This window comes from Motilimonas pumila, assembly GCF_003596335.1.
GTDB lineage: Bacteria > Pseudomonadota > Gammaproteobacteria > Enterobacterales > CBDFNC01 > Motilimonas > Motilimonas pumila.
On sequence record NZ_QZCH01000001.1, the window covers coordinates 319768 to 338383 of the forward strand.

Here is an 18616-nt window from a genome sequence, read left to right on the forward strand (position 1 = left end):
ATCTTATTGTCTGAAACGGACTTCGATCGGTTAGCAACATGCAGGATTTTTTCATCTTCTTGCACCTCCCCCTTGCGAAGTGGCCAACGACAACGAAGCACCACGAGTGACTATGACTTCAATTTTCCTTGCAGCGTCTACCTCTATGACTGGGAACATATTTTCAGCCATGTCCAAATAGAACTTGGCCACTCGATCCAATGCTTTACCGGTGCCTTTAATCGCAGCACCTTGTAATGCTTCTTGGCTCATGACTTGCTGGTACAACTGAGTATCACCGGCATTACCCGTCTGAATCGTCGGAACAGGATTCACATCAAATGCGCCTGCCAAGCCCTGAAGGAATCCGGCCATCATCGATTTGGCCACCAGCTGGCCTTGTTTCGACACTAATCGGCCACGAATACCAGCTTTGCCGTCTTCACCTACGGCATAAGAATCCAGTCGTGTTTCAATGACGCCACCATCTTCTCTCACACATGAAATGGTCTCGCCTCGCAAATAAGCACGCTCAGAGCTCAAATCACCGTAACCTGCGGCGATCAAGAAACACTCTTTGATATCCGCTCTAAATCGGTTGGGTAAAATGGCTTCCTTTTGAATCCTCAGCAATGCAGGAAAAGGCTCGCGTCTTGCGGACTCGTGAGTAGGTGCATCCAAACCGGTGATCAAAGTACCTGAGATGATGCTGCCCGCCGGTAGATACAAAGGCGGCGCTTCTTGCACAACAACCTCTGGTTCAGCAACCACTTCAGGCTCAATCATACGAATCGTGATTGGCGGCAATGGAACATCTCGTGCTCGTGTACCTTGGCCATTGGCTGGCTGCTGATAGAGCGGATCAGGCAGCGGCGCATTGGCAAAATAGTCGTCTGGGTTAGACGGCAGTGGCTTTTCTTCTTTAGGCAATTCCATGGCAGATAAAGGCACTTCGAAACGGCTATTTGTGCCTTCAACTGCTGCATCACCTCCTGCGCGAACATCATCAAGTTCCGCTCTAAGGCGGGCCAACTCCGCATTGACCTCACTTGGTATAGAAGGCGAACCAGGGCTTAGCCGTCCTGAATCGACGTCACGACGCAAGCGCTCAACTTCACGACGTAACTGTTCATTGCGCTCACTGAGTAGTTTTACGTTCGCAGCCAAACTATCGACCCCAACATCACGAGTATTGGTATCCGTAAGAATGTGCCGGATCGTTTCCTGCCGGTTCCGACTGCTTGAGCCATCGTCAGGATTAGGTGAAAACACCATCACCATAAGAATGAGACCACCAGCAATACCAGCAACCGATAGGCCCCGCTTCATGTTCGGGCTCATTTGTTCCCATTGTGCTTTCATCGTTATTCACCTCCCACAAGAAGTGAAGGTCGCTGACTTTCCACCGCTTCTTGACGATGATTGCGAACAACCACATACAACTCAGTCTTTTCACCCGGCAACAAGATATTGCGAGGCCAGTAAGCGCTTGCCACTATATCTGGTGCATGACAGGCTATTTCACTGGCTTCTATCGGCTCATCGGCAAAGCTTTCAACCAGTCCTACATAGACGGTGAAGTAATGTCCCGTCACAATTTGCCCCTGCTTAAAACCAAACTTTAAGCCAGGCTGAAAACATTTCGGGCTTGTGTCAGTTTGGCCAGCTAAACGGATGTCATAGCCTTGTGGTAACTCATTTAGTGCAAGGCGTCTGAGTAAGTCACGTAGGTTATCGACGTATGGCTGAGCCGTTTCCCAAGTGGCGGCTTTTCGGTTCACGACGCCCTTAATAGGCCACTGCTGACCATCAATAGCTAAGGTGATTTCACGCGGTGGAATACGACGAGGTACTAAGGTAACAGATAATGCGGGCGCTTCCTGACCAGGCGGTGTGATGTAAAGTGAAACCGGTGATTCTTTGTCCGTGGCCACATATACAACATTCCCCTTGATTTGCGTCTGAGCATCACTGGTTGTTCTCACCTGAGGCGATTCAAACGGCGTTACAATCCGATTCAGATGGCCAAGTGCTACAGGGATCAGTTCATTAACACCCGGTGTCATCAGTAGCGTTGTTGGCACATCCGTTGAAACCGTATTGGTTTTAACCGGTGGATTTGCAGTAGCAGACTGCTTCATCACACTGGCTGGCACAATCGGCAATTCCACGTCTGCATACGACGCTTGAGATAACAGGACGCCACTCAAGCTCATTGCGATTAAGCTTGGTGTCATCCATCGACTAATTTTGGTTCGCATCATTCACCCTCCGGTTTTGCTCTTGGGTCAACTTTTCACGAACGCGCTTCGTTCTAGCTTGCCCCTCATACGTATCCATCCAACTGAGCTTTGGACGGTATTGCTCAATATCGATGTCAAACTCATAGGTGCGAGTTTGGCGCTGCTCATCTCCAGATGGTCCAGAGACCAAGGAATAACCGGTCACAAAGACATGGCCGGTTTCATACTCATACTCCACTTGTCTGGGTTGGAATTTGAGCGTGACTCGGTCTTCCCGGATTTGTCTTGCCTGAATCTCCAGTGCATCGACCACTTGCTGGTACACCGCTGGAGAAAGCAGCGGCTCGATAGCAACCCGGATAAAAGACACATTACCCGGTGTCACGTTGCCCATAAGCTCAGCTAGGTAAAGTCCCCAGGACTCCAGGTAAGGTTGAGTGGCTTGGTTTCGTGACACTTCAGCCGTTTCAGACAAGGTTGGCGGTTGAATGGCCACTACGGTATTACGAGAAAATGCCGCAACCGCAAGCAGCAAGTTAGATAGCAGCAGCACTGCAATCAGAAACCGTTGCCATCGGTTCTCTAATTGCGTGCCTTGCCATGATTTTAAAAACACGTCGAACTTCACGGCAGATAGCTCCTGATAAATGGGTTAGGGATCGTCTTGGCTTTGGTTGGCAACAATCCAGCCCAGTAGATGGCGTGAAGAATAAAACCATCTGGGCGACCATCACGAAAACGCCGATAGAGTTTGGTTGTCACCAACCCCAACAGGCATAAAACCAAGGCATTACCGGTAAAAATGCCGATCACTAGCCCCAACAGAATGGGAGCCATCTCATCGGCACTCCAAAGCAGGAAGTGCGGCGGGTCATCGATATAAGACGGAATACTCACAGGTTCCATAGTCACTCCTCGTTGTTTGAATTGAGAAGTGAAGAATGCCCCGAAATAACTCAGGGCTGTGGTCAGGTAGATATCGAATTCTTGAAGGTTTTGAACTACCGAGCGCTAGTTCATCTGTTTTAGGGAGGTGGTTGTCTTAGAAATTGATATTTCTGACATTTGACTTATTGATTTGCTTAGTCAAATCGTAACTGGTTAACTGAGCAACTATCTGCTCTGAAACACCTAAATCGTTTGCAATATCAAAAATCGAAATACCCAAATGCTCGTTAAGCTGATCTATTGCAGCTGATAAAAGCTCTGGCTGTTCCATTGGTATTTGATCATCTAAGTCTTCTGTTTTCGATTGACCCGATTTATTCAAATAAACATTGGCAGTTCTGTACTGTTGCGACGAAATTAACCCAAGATAATTAGCTCGATAAATTATTGCTCTCGCACTAACACGCCATCTAAGTTTCAATGCAAAGATTTTCTCCCACCTGATTCGAACAGGTCCCACACATTGAGGAAACTCTTTCAGAAAAGCCTTACGTGGAAAAAGAAACGCACTTGCAAAAGCATCAGCTTCTCTCTCTGTTTTAGCACACCCAGTTTCTACACCTTGATGCAAAACCAAATGGCCACATTCATGCGCCAAATCAAAGCGCATTCTACAGCAGCTTTCCTTCGCATTATTTCTTACTATGATGGGTCTTTTTCGATTCATTGATAACGCATCAACTTTATCTGAAACACCATCAAAGCAAGTGATTACAGCGCCATTATTCTCCAGTACTCTTACCATGTTTGTAACTGGTGCATCCAAACCCAGACCCCAGTTAATACGACATTGCTCCGCTGCTCTTTCGATAGCCTCCGCACTCAGATCTGATTCTTCAAAATCAATAAAATTGGCAACAGGCAACTCAAGATGATCTTCAATAATCTCAACTAATAGTTCAAAAATGGTGCCGAGAGCCAATACTCGATTTGCAAGTCCAACTGGTGTTGTTTTGCGCTTGCGAAAGTGGCATTGCTCATACTTAACATCATTTTGTGGTTTCTTAAAAAAGAAATCACTTTTCACTTTTAATACTTCAGCCAATGCCAAAAGCAGGTCTTCAGCAGGTGGTTTAACACCTGCTTCAAGCTGATGTATAAACTGACGACTGACCGCAACTAACTCACCAAGTTCTTGTTGAGTAATTCCGGCCATCAATCTCGCCAGTCTTAGTTTTTCACCAAAAAATTCGTTATTCATGATTTACTGCATTTTTCGACTTTTTCTTAATTTTGATTTTAGAAACAGCCGATTCAAGTTCAACACCATGAGAAACATTCTCATCAGTATCTGTTATTAACGTAACCTTAGAATTCATTGGTACTTCCCAGTTGACTACAATTTCACCAACATCGCTATAACCAACGAAAAAGGCGCGATCTACACATTTAGTTTGATCAGTGCTCAGAACAAAAAACCAAATGATCTCTGACGGACTATCTTGTGTAGAAAATAACTCCATTTGCATCATAGCTTCGTGGGAACGTATCAGTTTCCCTGATGGGAGTTTGTCAGGCTGACCTTTCCAGAAACGAACTGGAACGTCAGCGATACTAAACGTAAACCTCCCTTTCGGGGTCAGTATCTTAAGCCAATCAACTTCAAGTGACTTCCTTACTAAATGTGTACAACAACACTCGTAGGACCTTATGCCCAATGATTTGTTGGTGTCACCCAAATCTCTGTTGTGTAAATCTACAACATCTGCTCGAACATCTGCTAAAAGTTGAGCAACTTCAATCAGCTGACTTTCTTTAAAATTAGGGTTTAGTGTCATCGGTGTGTTCAAATTTGTTACCTCAGGTAGTAAAGCAATAGGATTAGATACCACGGACAATAATATGCTAATTTTAAATTTTGTCAACCTACCTTCAACTTGTTAACCCGATACTAAAATGTAAACTAAATCTTCTTCTGCAAGTGGCTTAACGCCAACCCCGCCATCAATGCCAAACCGATGATCAGCGACGGCAACACCACCGGTGGAATAGCCAGCGGGGCGAACAATCCCATAAACAGCAAGATGACGCCTGAACCCAGAATTATCATGCTGTAGCGGTGAATGATAGGGCTCGAAAAATCAAAGGTTGTCTTCTTGATCTTCCAGGTCATCAAACCGTCCCACAACGCCGGTAACATGAGAATAAGCGCAAAGGGCAACCAGACCATCAGTAAAGCAAATCGAGTGAACACTTGGTACAGCACATCAAAAAATGCCTGAATGCGGTCTTCTACCCACACAAACCAAAAGCCTCCCATGTTCTCCATCCCTTTAGAACGCTGTCGTTGCTCTTCAGTGGGGATTAGAAAATCTCGCACAGATTGCTCCATCTGCGTATCCACAACCCATGACTGATACCAGCGATGGCTAGTTTGACCAATCCAATAGCTTGTTTGAGCGCCCAATTGATTTTGGATCATCTGCTTCTCTTTACTAATGACCCGGCCAGTCCAATCACCGGGCACTAACACGCCAATGGCAATAATCTCCAGCATCAGCGCCAGACACAGCAGCCAAACGGACTTATGCTTGCTCATGCCAAACATCCTCTTCTACTCGCTCCAGCATGGCTGCAACGGTTGGCGTCATAATCCGGGCTTTAATCACTTGTTGAAGCCGCTTTGTCGATGTATGGCCACTGACATAACGCACCTCGATGCGTCCTTCAGCCAGATACGCCATCCGATTTGGACGATTACGAATCCAGGTATGGAAATACACACCATCCACGGCGGCCCACTCGAAATGGTCAGGATCACTCAGCCGAATCCCCGTTAAAGCACTGGCGGCAGTCCAGGTCAGTGCCTCAATGAAATGCCAAAGGCGTACACTGTCATCATCACAACTGACTTCTTCATAACTACCCAAGCCATTGCACAGACACAAATCAAAGATGGAATGGCCATCTAACGTGAACGCATCCGTTAAGTAGTCCGCCAAACAGTGCACTGAAGCCAAAGCATGAGGCCAGTCGGTTTCAAGTAGTCTTAAGGTTTCCTTGAACTGGGGGTTATGTTGCTGCCACTGAGCGAGCATTTCTTTACTGGTAATTGTTGTCATTTTCAGACAGACAGAATGATGCATACAGACTCCTTATGCTGCCTGTGTAGAGCTGGTTAAAATAGGAATGCGGCCTTTGATCACGCGGCCGCCTGAAAGCTTGGCGATGTACTCCAGGTTGGGGAGCTGGCCTAATAACTGCGGTGGAAACATATCGCCTTCTTCCTCCATCAAGCGTTCGCCATGATTGCCGGTAAACAACGCGGGGCTGTCCGAGTTGGACGACATACCTTGAGTTTGCATGATGTACTGCAACCGAGTCTTAGGCAGATTATCAGTAATGTACTGCTGCGTTTCGGCGTCCATCACCCGAAGGGCTATCAGGTTGTTGATGTTACCTAACACCTGGCGAGCCTTAGCTTCACTGCCTGTACGAGCTGCAAAGTCAGCAAAGGTCTGAGTAGCAATCACACAACGCATTTTTGCGCCACGGCCTTTGTTGAGCAGTTGAATGAAGGGATCGTTTACGACTTCAGCAGCCTCATCGATGAAGATATTTACGGGGCGATTTTCAACACCATAGTTATAGCGGTCACCGGCCACGGCGGTGAGATCGGATAAAAGCAACGAACCAATGGCGCTACCAACCATGGCGTCGGTCAATGAATCCAACCCGATATAGGCCACTTGGGCATTGTTGATAATACGGCCAGAATCCGTAATTAACCGGCTGTCATCCACATCGTTTGCAATCGGTGATAGCAATGGGCCTAATTCACTTGATGTGAGCATATTGAGCACCGGCATCAATGAGGCCACCATCTTGGAATAGTGGGTTCTGTCATGCTCAAACATGCTCAAAAGGCCTTCCAAATCAGTATTGGCGGCAACGAGCTGAATGCGTTCGTAGTAGAAAAGCAGCATCGCCATGGCCTGTTTAGCCAAGGTGTTGGCCTTTTCAGTAAAGCGCTTAATCTCCACACTAAAGTTCGGATATACCTGCTCACCCCAGGCCGTGACGGCTTTTACTACCAAGCCTTCTGGGCCACCTTCCAAGAATCGTCTCAGTGTTTTCAGATCAGGACGTTGTGACGTAAGCAACAGACCTTGCACTATGTTATTCAGTGCCATTTGGCCAAAGGCTTTAAATGGATCAGCACCGGTTTCAGATGGGATTAATGCCGCAATTCGGCTGGCAATTTCAGTGCCCCGATTAAAGTTTCTCAGGGGATTAAGACGTACTGAATGCTCTGGAAAACCCGGATGAAAATACACAAAGCGCTCAGGACTACCGGCGGCAATACAAGCTCGCTGTGCATTATCCTTAAGTTCCTTGTCTCCCTTGGGGTCAATAATAATCACGGCTTCATTGCGCAAAATGGCCTGAGTGATCATCGCATCAAAGCATCGGGTTTTTCCCGCACCGGTCGTGCCGACAATTAAGGTATGCCCCTCAGTGTGACCAACTGGCTGGTACACATCTTCTTCTTTGGGCTCGACACCATGAATCCAGGTCGAACCCATTTGTTTGCCGTGACCTTGGTTAAGCAAGGTTTGCTTATCCCTTTTTAGAATTTCATAAGCGCGTTGGGCATGACGTTGATCCCACTCAAAGCCATACCCTAACCACAATTCATCAGGATGTTTTGCCATCACCTTTTGCAAATGCGACAGCGCCATAAATGCCAATGGTTTGCCTTTTAGCCCCTTCTGCAACTTATAAAGACGGTAAGCCTCAGGCAGGCGATACAACGCCATGCCCGAGGAAATCCCTGTCATCCACCAAAATGGTTCAGCTGGTAACTCAGTCAGCATTTCTGCGGCAATTGCCCCAGTTGCCCCAACCAGCCAACCTGCTGCTGCCATGGCTTCATAGTTCGTGCGCCAGGGCATCTCATATGCGTTTTCTTTCATTCATGCTCCGCAAAATAACCGTTTGCAATCGCTTAATTTCAAAAGGATTAACGTTTAGCGTGAGCGGTAAACAAAACCGTTTCCCCCTCATCAAACTGGCATTGGTCACTGGCCGAGATCCCCCGAAGCAGCTGCCCGGCTGGAATGCCATGCTCATTGGCGACTTGGCGTAAGGTTTGAATCGTGACGCGAATACCATCGGCACTATGATCCACGTCTGGGTAATCGCCATCGGTCAGTAAGATGGGCAAATCTTTCACAAAATTAACCATCTGTTGCCGCTGCGCGTGTTTGGGGTCGGTACTTGAGTTCGCATTGGCCGCAATCGGCTTTTGCTTTCGCTCCGTTCTTGTGGCGGGTTCTTTTGCTTGGGCATTAGTTGTCTTAGTTCGACTCGGACGCTGTAAAGCCTCTTCGTTCTGAATTGCTGCCGCCGGCTCTGTGTCTTGTTTGGAGATGTCTATCAGTGCAGTAAGCCTTTTAGAAATCGATACCTTCAGAAGTAACCCTTGCTCCTGAACGCCATCATTCGTAGTCACAGTTCTGGCCTTACGAGTCGGGTTTGCGGGATCTAATTCAAGCCAATCTAATCGACTGAGTTCAGCAAGCAGTTTTCGGGGAGCACACCAATGTCTTACGGCATCGGGATAGCGGATCAGTATCTGTTCATCAACCATAACCAACGCACTACAGGCCTCTGGGAGCCATGCCAAAGATTCAGGCAGATTCAATGCTGCTTCGTTTTGCTGGCTTACGTTATTTGAGATAGCGCCATCATATGAATTGTTAGGCTTTTCGCATTCATCACCTGGAGCATTTTCAGTTGCCTGAAGGTGATTAACATCACTGGCAAGACGAAGTTCATCATCTTGGTCGGACGTTTTTGACGATGGCGGCTCAGCCGAATTACTGAGTTCAATTGATGATGACGCTTCAGGCAAGTCTGAATGCTCACTGGAGCGACTCTGTGGCTCTGCTTGTGTTTGCTGTGTTGCTTCCCACTCAGATTTGCTAAACAGTCTCACGCTACTTGGTACATTCGAGCTGAACAATAAATCGGCCTCAGATATATGCAGCATGGGTAACCAGATTGGCTTGTCGTCTTTGATCAGCACTTCAGGGGCAAGGCTTTCATATCGCTCATTTGAGGCGGATTTAATGGCCAATCCTCGCTCAATGAGGATGTCCGCAAGGGTATCGGGATCTCTTGGGATGCCAGGTATCTTGTCTTTGGCCAACAGCTCAATGATGTCCTTAGCCGCGCTTTTCCAGACTAGGTAAAGATTGGTTGATTGATTCGATTTTCGTAACCAGACTCTGGCGTCTCGCTGATTGACCAGCCACTGGGAACTGGCAAGTAATCGCCTCATGGCATCAAGTAGATAGCGTTCGACTGGGACACCAAGGGCATTGTCGTCAACGGAAATTCGTTGAGCTTTCAGGTCTCGCTGTACACTGGTTTGGTCAGCTTCAATAACCAATTTAGACAGGACATGCTCGGGATCGGTATTGCCAATTGCCTCCAGCATGGCTTGCAAAATTTCAGGACCCGGCTGGGTTAACCAGGCGAGCAACTCAGGTGTCATCACCCGGTTTAATACCAAAATTGAAAATTGCTCGTGCCGCTTGCACCGTCCGTCGCGCCAACGAATGAAATAACGTTCAATGCTGTTAGTAGTAGTCCAATGGGATAAGGTTTCTAAAAAAGGGTTCCACTGATAGCGTCCATCTTCGTCTGTGATGGACAGGTCTGAAACGGGCTTACCAATATCATGGAACAAACCGCCTAATGCCGCCGCAACACGCCACCTTGGCTCTAGCTCTTTTTTCTCAACCGGTGTGCCACTGGCAACAAAGATGATCCCTTCAGCTGCTTGTGCCGCCCAGAAAGCAACTTCCAACGAATGACGTAATAAACCACCCGCGCCACTGTGATGATGATGCTCAGAAGCTGGCAACAAATGAACATAAGCAGCCAGATGATCAATGCAGGGCTGAATCAGCCTTTGAAAGTCACGCAGGTTAAAGCCAAGTACCTGCCGCAGTTTGGCAATTAGCTCGTCTTGTGTGGACTGCAAATCCTCGGGGGACGCAGCTGGCAACCCCTTCAGGAATGGCGGGTAGCGTGGGATTTCTACATCGAGTTGAGATGACAGCTCTGGTAGTGCTTTGGTTTGAAAAAATAGGTTTTTGAACATAGTGAACCTCCGACACGATAGTGTGAAGGTTCTTTAGCAACTGAAGATGTTAGATAGCCGAAAGAAATATGCATTTATCTGTAGTTGTTTTCGTTCTAGTGAAAAAACCGACAGTTACATTACAGTGTGGGGTAAGACAGCTTTTCATTGTAAGACTGGGCATCATCTTCCCAAACTAGCCGAACAACATGCTTTCGTTTCGTTTGCATATGAACAGCGGCTATTAGCTCAACGGCTTGATACTTTTCGAGGCTTTCCATTGGAAATTTGTCAGTCACTTCTGATTCAATAACTAAATCGTTACCTTCGGGGAACTCAATTCTGACGTTTCTTGCAGTAGCAGCTCCTTTATTCCAAATCTTAAGCCGATACTTACTGCTGCCAAGTTTTATAATTGATGCACCAAGGTCAGCTTGCTTTCCTTTCAGAGCATCTTCATTTTCTTTTTCCAAGAGAATGGTGTTTAGCTTTTCCTGGCTTTCGACAAGTGACTTCTGCCTCTTATTAAAGCTGACCGTTTGCCATGTTGCGTAGCCAGATAAAAGGAAAGCTAATCCAGCTATCACATCACCTGCATCAATAGTTACTGGCATTACCTAATCCTTATATTCTTGCTACCAGAAAAAGCCTTTTTCAAAGATTTACGTAGTTCGTCTTGAACGTCTTTTAAAACTTCTTCCTTGATTTCAGAAAGGTGCTCATCAATATTTTCGCTATTCTCTTGAATAAGCTCATCTTTATTGAACTCTCTGCCACAAGATGCACAAGTCATTACTTGTATTGTTTCATCGCAACCGTCTTCGTAGGAAAAGTCTGAACAGCCACAAGTCGGGCAAAGCAATCTTATACTTCTATTGTATTTTTCAGGATTCATTCTAACTTCCCGTTATGTTAGCGGCCGTATTTAATCGCATATATTCAAGAACTAAAAAATGCATTTTGGAATTCTCTTGGTGCTTATTAACAGTTAAAGGCCTAAATACCAGCTAGGATCAACTGTTACTTTTTCAACTAACTCTGTTTTAACGCCTAAACTAAGTTCCTTGAGTTTATCGGCTAACTGATCACCATCGACCAAGTCAATCGGAGCAACGCCATCACGGTTGGCTTCTTCAATGGCAGCTTTTGTAAAGCTACCTGTAGTGATAAACATCCCACGATCAGCTCTACCAACGGTTGCGCCCCTAAAATCACGGATCTCGGGAGCCCCAACGGAACCTTTGTACTTTTTACACTGAAAAGCGATATGAAAGCTCATCAAACCGTTGATTCGGGCAATTCCTTTGCCATCGATACCACCATCACCCGTGCGGCCAGTCACTTCAACATGGATAAAACCTGATTCTCTCAATAACCTCTGTGTTAGTCGCTCAAACGCATCCGGGCTCATTTCTTCAATTAGCACATGGTGCAGTTTTTCACGCCATAGCATAGCCTCTTCTGGGGAGTCATCGGACGACAGTTCTGGAGTAGATGTCGTAGCATTAGACTGTTCAGGCTTGCGGTCCAGAGCTCTAACAAAGTTGACAATTTCTCTGCTATCAATTTCCGGTTCCTGTCTGGCTTTATCTGTGAGTGCCCACACACCACGAGAAGAGTTTTCCAGATAGCCTGCTTTTTTAAGATAGGTTCTAGCCCAAGCCAATCGATAGCCAATCTCTGTTTGGCTACTTTTTTCGGGGTTGTGCAGAACAGCCAAAGTACCCTCATCAAACTTCTCAAGCTCGACAACTTCTTCGTAAATCTCGTCGATACTGCCTGAGCCGCCAAGGTTTACTAATGCCTTTATTAGCGGGAGCATAAGTTGATCGAATGTGACCATTATTTTTTCTCCTGGAAACTCTTTTGTAAAAGAACAAGTAGGCGTTCTCTGATTGATATAGCTGACTCACCTAAATTAACAGTGCAAAACCATATTGGATGACCTTGAATTGTTACCATCTCAGCAACTTCTTTATCTACTGTCGGGTGAAGTAACATGCCAATACTTTCAAGTGATTTGGGGTCTGAAGTGTCTTCCTGGCTTCTAAGGTAAGTATACATTTGGTAGATATAACCACTGCGAAGAGTCTCTTCCCTATGCCAGCCTTTAGTGGTCACTGAATTGAATTTTGTGTCGATTACCAAACGCTTGTCTCGTGAACGATTATCGATAATGATGTCTGTTTTCATGCTGGGTAGAATTTCGTCTATCCCTGAGCTTTTATCTGATATCTGCCAATCAAACTGTTTGCCAGCCAATACTCGCCACTCTCTTTTATCTAGTGCTACGGCATAGAAACCCGCTACAGCTTTTTCAAACAATTTTCTAAGCCACTCTTTTCGAGTGTCAGGAGCTGTCAGATGAAATTGACCGTCAAACTCTGTGGGTATAGCGAGTGAAAAAGCCAAATCGGCTGCAGCAACCATCTTCTGATCGCTAATATCATGGCGTCCAAATCTTTCCGACTTTCCGCTGTAATTTATTGGCTTTGCCTTGCTCACGCCTAGACGTTCCAAACTCAGCATTAAGGCTCGGCATTTATGGGCAAGAGTTGGTTTAATATTCAGCTTTGATAAACGTTCTAATGCAGATCTAACATAACGATTACGGGGAGTGTCTACCGTTAACTCATCAAAGCGACAGCATACCTTACCTTTTTCAAGTAGCCTTTGCCGCTCGGTGGTTAGGGTATCTATGCGTCCACGAACTCGACTGATTACAGCAACTTTCGATTCATACCCATAGCTTAAATTTCGCATCATGCGTTCTTCAACTTGATGGCAGAGAATCTCGGCAACCAAATCTGCGATGTCTTCTGGGTTATCTTCTACGTCGACTTTATTGGCACCAAGGTGACGATAAAGATCTGAAGCATAGAGCATCAACAACCACAAATTACGAACAGGAATATTTCCTAATCGTCGCGACGAAGTGATGAGGGTTTGTGCATCGGCAACAGCAGACATTAGATACCCTCAATCAAAGCATCTTTTGATTTGATAGCGCGCTCTATATCATCAAACCAATATTCTTCTAGAAGCGGTCCAATCTCTGTTTCAACCACACCCTGAAACCATGCTGCAGCATCTTCAATCTTTGTATTTAAAGGTGGTGTTACATAACTGTGGCCGATTTTAAACTGAGGGCCCAAGTTGCGATCTTTTGAAATCTCGTTATTTATTGAGACTATGCGCTGTTCAATTAACTGCAAAAAATCGTTATCAATACCAGCCTTACTATGAACCCAATTGCGCCATGCCTCACCGAGCGTTGGCTTAAGATCAAAAAATGCGAATCGGCGACGTAGAGCAAGGTCAACAAGTGCTAATGAGCGGTCGGCAACATTCATAGTGCCAATAACATAAAGGTTAGCAGGAATATGAATTCTTTCGCCTTCAGATCGACGATAACTAAGCTCCAAAGCTTCACTTGGCGTGCGCTTGTCAGCCTCTAATAATGTGAGCATTTCGCCAAAAATCTGAGCAGGGTTTCCTCGGTTAATTTCTTCGATAACGACTACGTGTTTGATGCTCGCATCTTTTTTGGCTTCATTAATCATTTCCAGAAATGGACCATCAACGAGAGTTAATTTTCCTTCGCCTAATGGCCTCCAACCACGCACAAAATCTTCATATGATAGATTGGGGTGGAACTGAACAGCGCGTAGAGAGTTTTCGTCCTTTTGGCCCATTAACGCATATGCAAGTTTCTTTGCGAGCCATGTCTTACCAGTTCCCGGTGGGCCTTGGAGAATAAGGTTTTTCTTATGTCTAAGCTGAGTAATTATTTTTGCGATGCTTTCTCTTTCAAGAAAACAACCATCGGCAATGATGTCGTCAATTGTATAAGGTTCAATAGGCGCAGTCAGAACAGCAACTTCGTCTTCTTCTGCCGATAGCTCCTCGTCATCAAGGTCAGTAGCATTCGGATGAGCGGATGTGTCGGTATCCTTAAATAGCCAGGCCGAGAGCGACAGTTCTGGAAAAGAGTGCACGGGGTAGGCGTCCTCTTGAAATCGTGTTTCTAGATCATCAATCAGACCGAAGTAATCTCTTGAGCTACAGCGACCTTTTTCGCCATTCTTGCCTATTTCTAAACCCAGCTTTTTAGTAATGTATGTCTGTGATTGGCCATCAAGTGTCAGATACTTCCATGGTCTAATCCAATACAGCCCCATTGAGAGGTTCCAGCCGGTTCCCCAGCATTTAGTCGCAGTTTCATAAGCGTCGTAAAGTGCCTCTGCGGTATCAGTTTCTGAGTTATTAGCGTGTTCTATCGCGGCCTCAAAAAGGTTCCATAATGTATCAATGTCATGTTCACCCCGTCGATATTTGTATCCAAAAAACCAAGAGCGTTGATTATTAACAACAGGGATACCTTCAAAGGAATTAGGAACAGGCGTTTCAACTTTCAAAAAAGCAGCAAGCTGGCTTGCGATGGCTATTCGGTTAGCATCGGTAATGCCCCGGTTAAACAGGCCGAAGACGGTAAACGGGCAAATATCACTTAGCAACTCTTTTGTGCCTTCCTTAGGCTGATCTTGAAGGACAGAAATGCTTTCAATTTTGTTCGGTAAATCGTGGATGGCTGACATTAAAGAAGCACGATCATCCTTGTAAGTTAATAGCTTGTCGGCAAACTCTTCGTAAAATTGGGTCCATTTAAAACGCTGTTTATCGACAGGAGTATCACCAAAGCGCTCCTTCCAATAGGGAGCATTGCGAAAACGATCTATATCCTGGGATTTATTATTGAAAGTGAAGCCAATAAGCCCCTCTGTCATCCAATCATCGGGAGAAACGCGCCAAATAGTGCTGCGATTGGTATAGAAATACCATTCATTAACAGGCTCAAAGCGTGGTTGCCATTCAACGTCGACAAACCGGCCATCGCCATGATTACGGGTAATCACACCAATAGCTTTAATCCCCATTACTGAAACAGTCTGGCCTTTAGTATCAAAAGGGAGCTCTCGCTTTCTTGTATATGACGATTTAATGGCAATCTTGTCGCCCGGCTGCATACTACGGACTACATCGAGATATTTATCTTCATAGCCATTTTGCCAAACGCCATCGTTGAGAAAACGCTCCGTTTGGTCTTCACTACCTTTGCCGTAGGATGCACCCACAAACCAGAATGAATTAGATTTATGTGTTGTCATCTATAAAAGCACCCTTTATTTCGTCCATGAATTCGACAATGACTCTGCCTGTTTTAACACAAGCTCTACAGCTTCAGCGGCTTTGTCAGGTGGATATTTGTAACGCTGTAAAGTGCGGCGCACGAGTATTTTTAATTTAGCTCGAACACTGTCACGAACTTGCCAATCAACCGTGGTCGATTTTCTGAGTTTGTCAGTAATTTCGACGGCAATCTTTTTAAGGATCTCATCACCAAGTTCACGTACAGCGCTTTCATTGTTGGCTAGGGCATCATAAAACGCGATTTCATCTGGATTTAACCCCAGTTCAGCCTCGCGCATCATTTCTTCCTGAAAGTCTTTGGCCATTTGAATAAGTTCTTCAATGACCTGAGCTGTTTCAATGGCGCGGTTATTGTACTTTCTAAGCGTTTCTTGCAAGCGGTCTGCGTATTTCTTCTCTTGCACAACGTTATTACGTGTTTTCGCTTTAATGTCATCTTTGAGTAGTTTTTCAAGTAACTCAACGGCGAGGTTGCGCTCTGGCATCTGTCGCACGTCTTCTAAAAACTCATCCGATAGCAAACCAATATTGGGCTTGTCCAAGCCACAAAGTGCGAACACGTCAGCAACGCCTTCGGCGATCACTGCGTTATCTAGGATCTGTTTCAGTGCCGAGTTCTTTTCTTCCTGAGTACGCTTTTTATCAACGCTGGTAAACTTGCTAATAGCGGCCTTAATGGCTGAGTAAAACGCAATTTCTTTTCGTAACTCTTTAGCCTCATCCAAAGTACTACATAGTGAGTAAGATTTCGTCGCTGCCAACACTAAGTCTAAGAAACGCTTTTTACCATCCTCCAAGCCGAGCACATAGTTAGCGGCAGGCACCAAGAGTTTGTGCGCTTGTGATTCATAACCCGATATGTCCAAACCATCGGATTTTGGTGTTTTCCCGAACATGCCACGGATAGCATCAATTTTTTCTAAAAGAATAGAAAACGCTTCTTCTGCATTGAGTGTTGGCTCGCCTTTACCCTTAGAGTCTGTATAGGTTTTTAATGCTTGCTTAAGTTCATTGGCTATACCGATGTAATCAACAACTAGACCGCCTGGCTTATTTTTAAACACGCGGTTAACCCGAGCAATTGCCTGCATCAGGTTATGGCCCTTCATCGGTTTATCGACGTACATTGTATGACAACAAGGCGCATCGAAACCGGTTAGCCACATATCCCTAACAATGACGAGCTTCAGTGGGTCGTTGAGATCCTTAAAGCGCTTTTCTAAGCGTTTTTTGGTTTTTTTGTTATAGATATGGGGTTGCAGAAGTGGCTTGTCCGAAGCAGACCCTGTCATAACAATCTTAATCGCCCCTTTTTCAGGATCATCCGAATGCCATTCAGGACGCAATGCAACAATCTCATTATAAAGATGCGCACAGATATCACGGCTCATGGACACTATCATAGCTTTACCATCCATAGTGGCATTGCGTGTCTCAAAGTGCTCGATCAAGTCAGCCGCAACTTGGCTTAATCTAGGAGTCGCACCAACAAGCTTTTCAAGACGGCTCCATTCCCCCTTAGTTTTCTCACGGTTGCTGACGTCCTCTTCGTCCTCTACCACTTCATCAACTTGATCGGACAACTCAGCGATTTCAGCATGGTTCAAATCAAGCTTTGCCAAGCGCGACTCATAATAAATAGGAACGGTTGCGCCATCATCTACTGCATCTTGAATGTCGTAGATGGACACATAGCCACCAAATACAGCGCGAGTGTCTTTGTCTTCTTGTGAAATGGGTGTACCAGTAAAACCAATAAAGGAAGCAGACGGTAGCGCATCGCGCATATGCTTGGCGTAACCAAACTTATATTGACCATCTGCACTTAAGGTGGCTTTCAGGCCATATTGGCTGCGGTGTGCTTCGTCTGAGATAACAACTATATTGTGACGCTCATTGAGTATTGGATGATGCTTCTCGTCGTCAAGCAGGGCAAACTTTTGCACTGTGGTAAAAATGATGCCGCCAGACTCTCTTTCAGCTAATAACTGTCTTAACGCATCTCTGTCAGATGCTTGAACAGGCGTTTGCTTCAAGAGCTCAACTGCGTTGCAGAACGTGGCATAGAGCTGACCATCTAGATCATTGCGATCAGTAACGACAATCAGCGTTGGGTTATTCATAGCCTTTTGCTGAAGCAACATACCGGCATAGCAACACATTGAAATACTTTTGCCGCTGCCTTGAGTGTGCCAAACCACACCTGCTTTTTTACTACCAGGTACAACCTCATCACCATAGGTTGCCCGCTTCTCTGTTACGCCATCAATTTGCTGAGCCGCAATGACTGTCGCCTTTACCGCTTCTCGCACAGCATGAAACTGGTGATAACCAGCAATCTTCTTAATGATCGTCTCACCGTCTGTTTCAAACAATACAAAAAATCGTATGTAATCCAGCAGTAACTCACGATCAAAAAAACCACGAACCATGGTTTCTAGCTGCCACTCCAGTAGCGGTTTATCGTTTTCACTTTTAATAGTGCGCCAAGGCATAAAACGCTCTTGGTTAGCAGTTAGAGAGCCTACCCGAGCTGTGTAACCATCACTGACTACTAACGCCTCATTGAAGATGAAAAGGTCTGAGACTTCATCTTTATAGGTTTGCAGCTGATTAAAGGCATCCCAAATATCGGCATTTTCATCGCTTGGGCTTTTCAGCTCAAGCACAGCAATCGGTAAGCCGTTGATAAAACAAATGACATCAGGCCGACGTGGCTGTTTAGTGCCAGTAATCGTGAACTGATTGACGACTGAAAAGGTGTTGTTGTTTAGGTTATCGAAATCAATGATAAAAGCATGGTCTGCAATTGGCTCGCCATCGTCTTTTTTATATTCAACAGGCACACCTTCCAATAACAACCGATGAAATGCGCGGTTATTGGTGATTAAATCCAAACTTTCAGGTTTTAAAACAATCGCTTTAAACTGCTCGTAGCAATGCTCAATCTGTACGGCAGGAAGGTGTTTATTGATCGTTTCAAATGCCGTTCTAAGTTGACCATCCAATACCACTTGCGCGTAGTCATTACGAAGTGGGCTGTCGCTATCTGGGGCAATATCAGGGCCATGCAAAACATCCCAACCACCCTCTTGAAACCAGTCTAAGCAGAGATCTTCTAGTTGTTCTTCGTTCATTTTAT

The 18616-nt window shown here is 45.6% G+C and carries 16 protein-coding genes; all 16 read right to left on the reverse strand.

From position 1 onward, the window contains the following. Window positions 1–51: 51 nt before the first annotated feature. The 16 genes from D1Z90_RS01480 to D1Z90_RS01555 all read right to left on the reverse strand — a co-directional run bounded on the left by D1Z90_RS01480 (window position 52) and on the right by D1Z90_RS01555 (window position 18611). Window positions 52–1341, reverse strand: a complete 1290-nt coding sequence (locus D1Z90_RS01480; RefSeq protein WP_053410659.1) for a TraB/VirB10 family protein — start codon at window positions 1339–1341, stop codon at window positions 52–54. Between the two features lie 2 nt (window positions 1342–1343). Continuing rightward, window positions 1344–2240, reverse strand: a complete 897-nt coding sequence (locus D1Z90_RS01485; RefSeq protein WP_119909191.1) for a TraK domain-containing protein — start codon at window positions 2238–2240, stop codon at window positions 1344–1346. Continuing rightward, complete coding sequence (locus tag D1Z90_RS01490) at window positions 2224–2850, reverse strand: TraE/TraK family type IV conjugative transfer system protein (RefSeq protein WP_119908964.1); 627 nt, start codon at window positions 2848–2850, stop codon at window positions 2224–2226. Before D1Z90_RS01490 ends, D1Z90_RS01485 begins: the two co-directional genes overlap by 17 nt. Continuing rightward, window positions 2847–3128: a type IV conjugative transfer system protein TraL gene (gene traL, locus D1Z90_RS01495; protein ID WP_000433891.1), complete on the reverse strand. Its 282-nt coding sequence runs from the start codon at window positions 3126–3128 to the stop codon at window positions 2847–2849. The genes D1Z90_RS01490 and traL overlap by 4 nt, the downstream gene beginning before the upstream one ends. 136 nt (window positions 3129–3264) lie before the next feature. Beyond that, window positions 3265–4371: a helix-turn-helix domain-containing protein gene (locus tag D1Z90_RS01500; RefSeq protein WP_031500457.1), complete on the reverse strand. Its 1107-nt coding sequence runs from the start codon at window positions 4369–4371 to the stop codon at window positions 3265–3267. Continuing rightward, a complete protein-coding gene (locus tag D1Z90_RS01505; protein ID WP_129980172.1) occupies window positions 4364–4960 on the reverse strand; it encodes a hypothetical protein in 597 nt (198 codons plus the stop codon). Before D1Z90_RS01505 ends, D1Z90_RS01500 begins: the two co-directional genes overlap by 8 nt. Before the next feature lie 113 nt (window positions 4961–5073). After that, window positions 5074–5709 carry an IncC plasmid conjugative DNA transfer DtrJ family protein gene (locus D1Z90_RS01510; RefSeq protein ID WP_025516101.1) on the reverse strand — a complete coding sequence of 212 codons (636 nt, stop codon included), beginning with the start codon at window positions 5707–5709 and terminating at the stop codon, window positions 5074–5076. Beyond that, the gene (locus D1Z90_RS01515; RefSeq protein ID WP_119908965.1) at window positions 5696–6256 is read right to left on the reverse strand and encodes a conjugative transfer protein; all 561 of its coding nucleotides are present in this window, start codon (window positions 6254–6256) and stop codon (window positions 5696–5698) included. The genes D1Z90_RS01510 and D1Z90_RS01515 overlap by 14 nt, the downstream gene beginning before the upstream one ends. A 9-nt stretch (window positions 6257–6265) precedes the next feature. Then, window positions 6266–8086 carry a conjugative transfer system coupling protein TraD gene (gene traD, locus D1Z90_RS01520; RefSeq protein ID WP_119908966.1) on the reverse strand — a complete coding sequence of 607 codons (1821 nt, stop codon included), beginning with the start codon at window positions 8084–8086 and terminating at the stop codon, window positions 6266–6268. 47 nt (window positions 8087–8133) lie between these two features. Next, on the reverse strand, window positions 8134–10284 hold the full coding sequence (gene mobH / locus D1Z90_RS01525; RefSeq protein ID WP_119908967.1) for a MobH family relaxase: 2151 nt from the start codon (window positions 10282–10284) through the stop codon (window positions 8134–8136). Between the two features lie 119 nt (window positions 10285–10403). Then, window positions 10404–10877 (reverse strand): hypothetical protein, encoded by a 474-nt coding sequence (locus D1Z90_RS01530; RefSeq protein WP_119908968.1) that lies wholly within the window; start codon window positions 10875–10877, stop codon window positions 10404–10406. Then, window positions 10877–11158, reverse strand: a complete 282-nt coding sequence (locus tag D1Z90_RS21620; protein ID WP_119908969.1) for an ECs_2282 family putative zinc-binding protein — start codon at window positions 11156–11158, stop codon at window positions 10877–10879. Before D1Z90_RS21620 ends, D1Z90_RS01530 begins: the two co-directional genes overlap by 1 nt. Before the next feature lie 93 nt (window positions 11159–11251). Continuing rightward, a complete protein-coding gene (locus D1Z90_RS01540) occupies window positions 11252–12106 on the reverse strand; it encodes a restriction endonuclease (RefSeq protein ID WP_119908970.1) in 855 nt (284 codons plus the stop codon). Continuing rightward, a complete protein-coding gene (mcrC, locus tag D1Z90_RS01545; protein WP_119908971.1) occupies window positions 12106–13233 on the reverse strand; it encodes a 5-methylcytosine-specific restriction endonuclease system specificity protein McrC in 1128 nt (375 codons plus the stop codon). The genes D1Z90_RS01540 and mcrC overlap by 1 nt, the downstream gene beginning before the upstream one ends. Next, window positions 13233–15431, reverse strand: coding sequence for an McrB family protein (locus D1Z90_RS01550; protein WP_119908972.1), 2199 nt, complete (start codon window positions 15429–15431; stop codon window positions 13233–13235). Before D1Z90_RS01550 ends, mcrC begins: the two co-directional genes overlap by 1 nt. 15 nt (window positions 15432–15446) lie before the next feature. Next, window positions 15447–18611, reverse strand: a complete 3165-nt coding sequence (locus D1Z90_RS01555; RefSeq protein WP_119908973.1) for a type I restriction endonuclease subunit R — start codon at window positions 18609–18611, stop codon at window positions 15447–15449. Window positions 18612–18616: the final 5 nt, after the last annotated feature.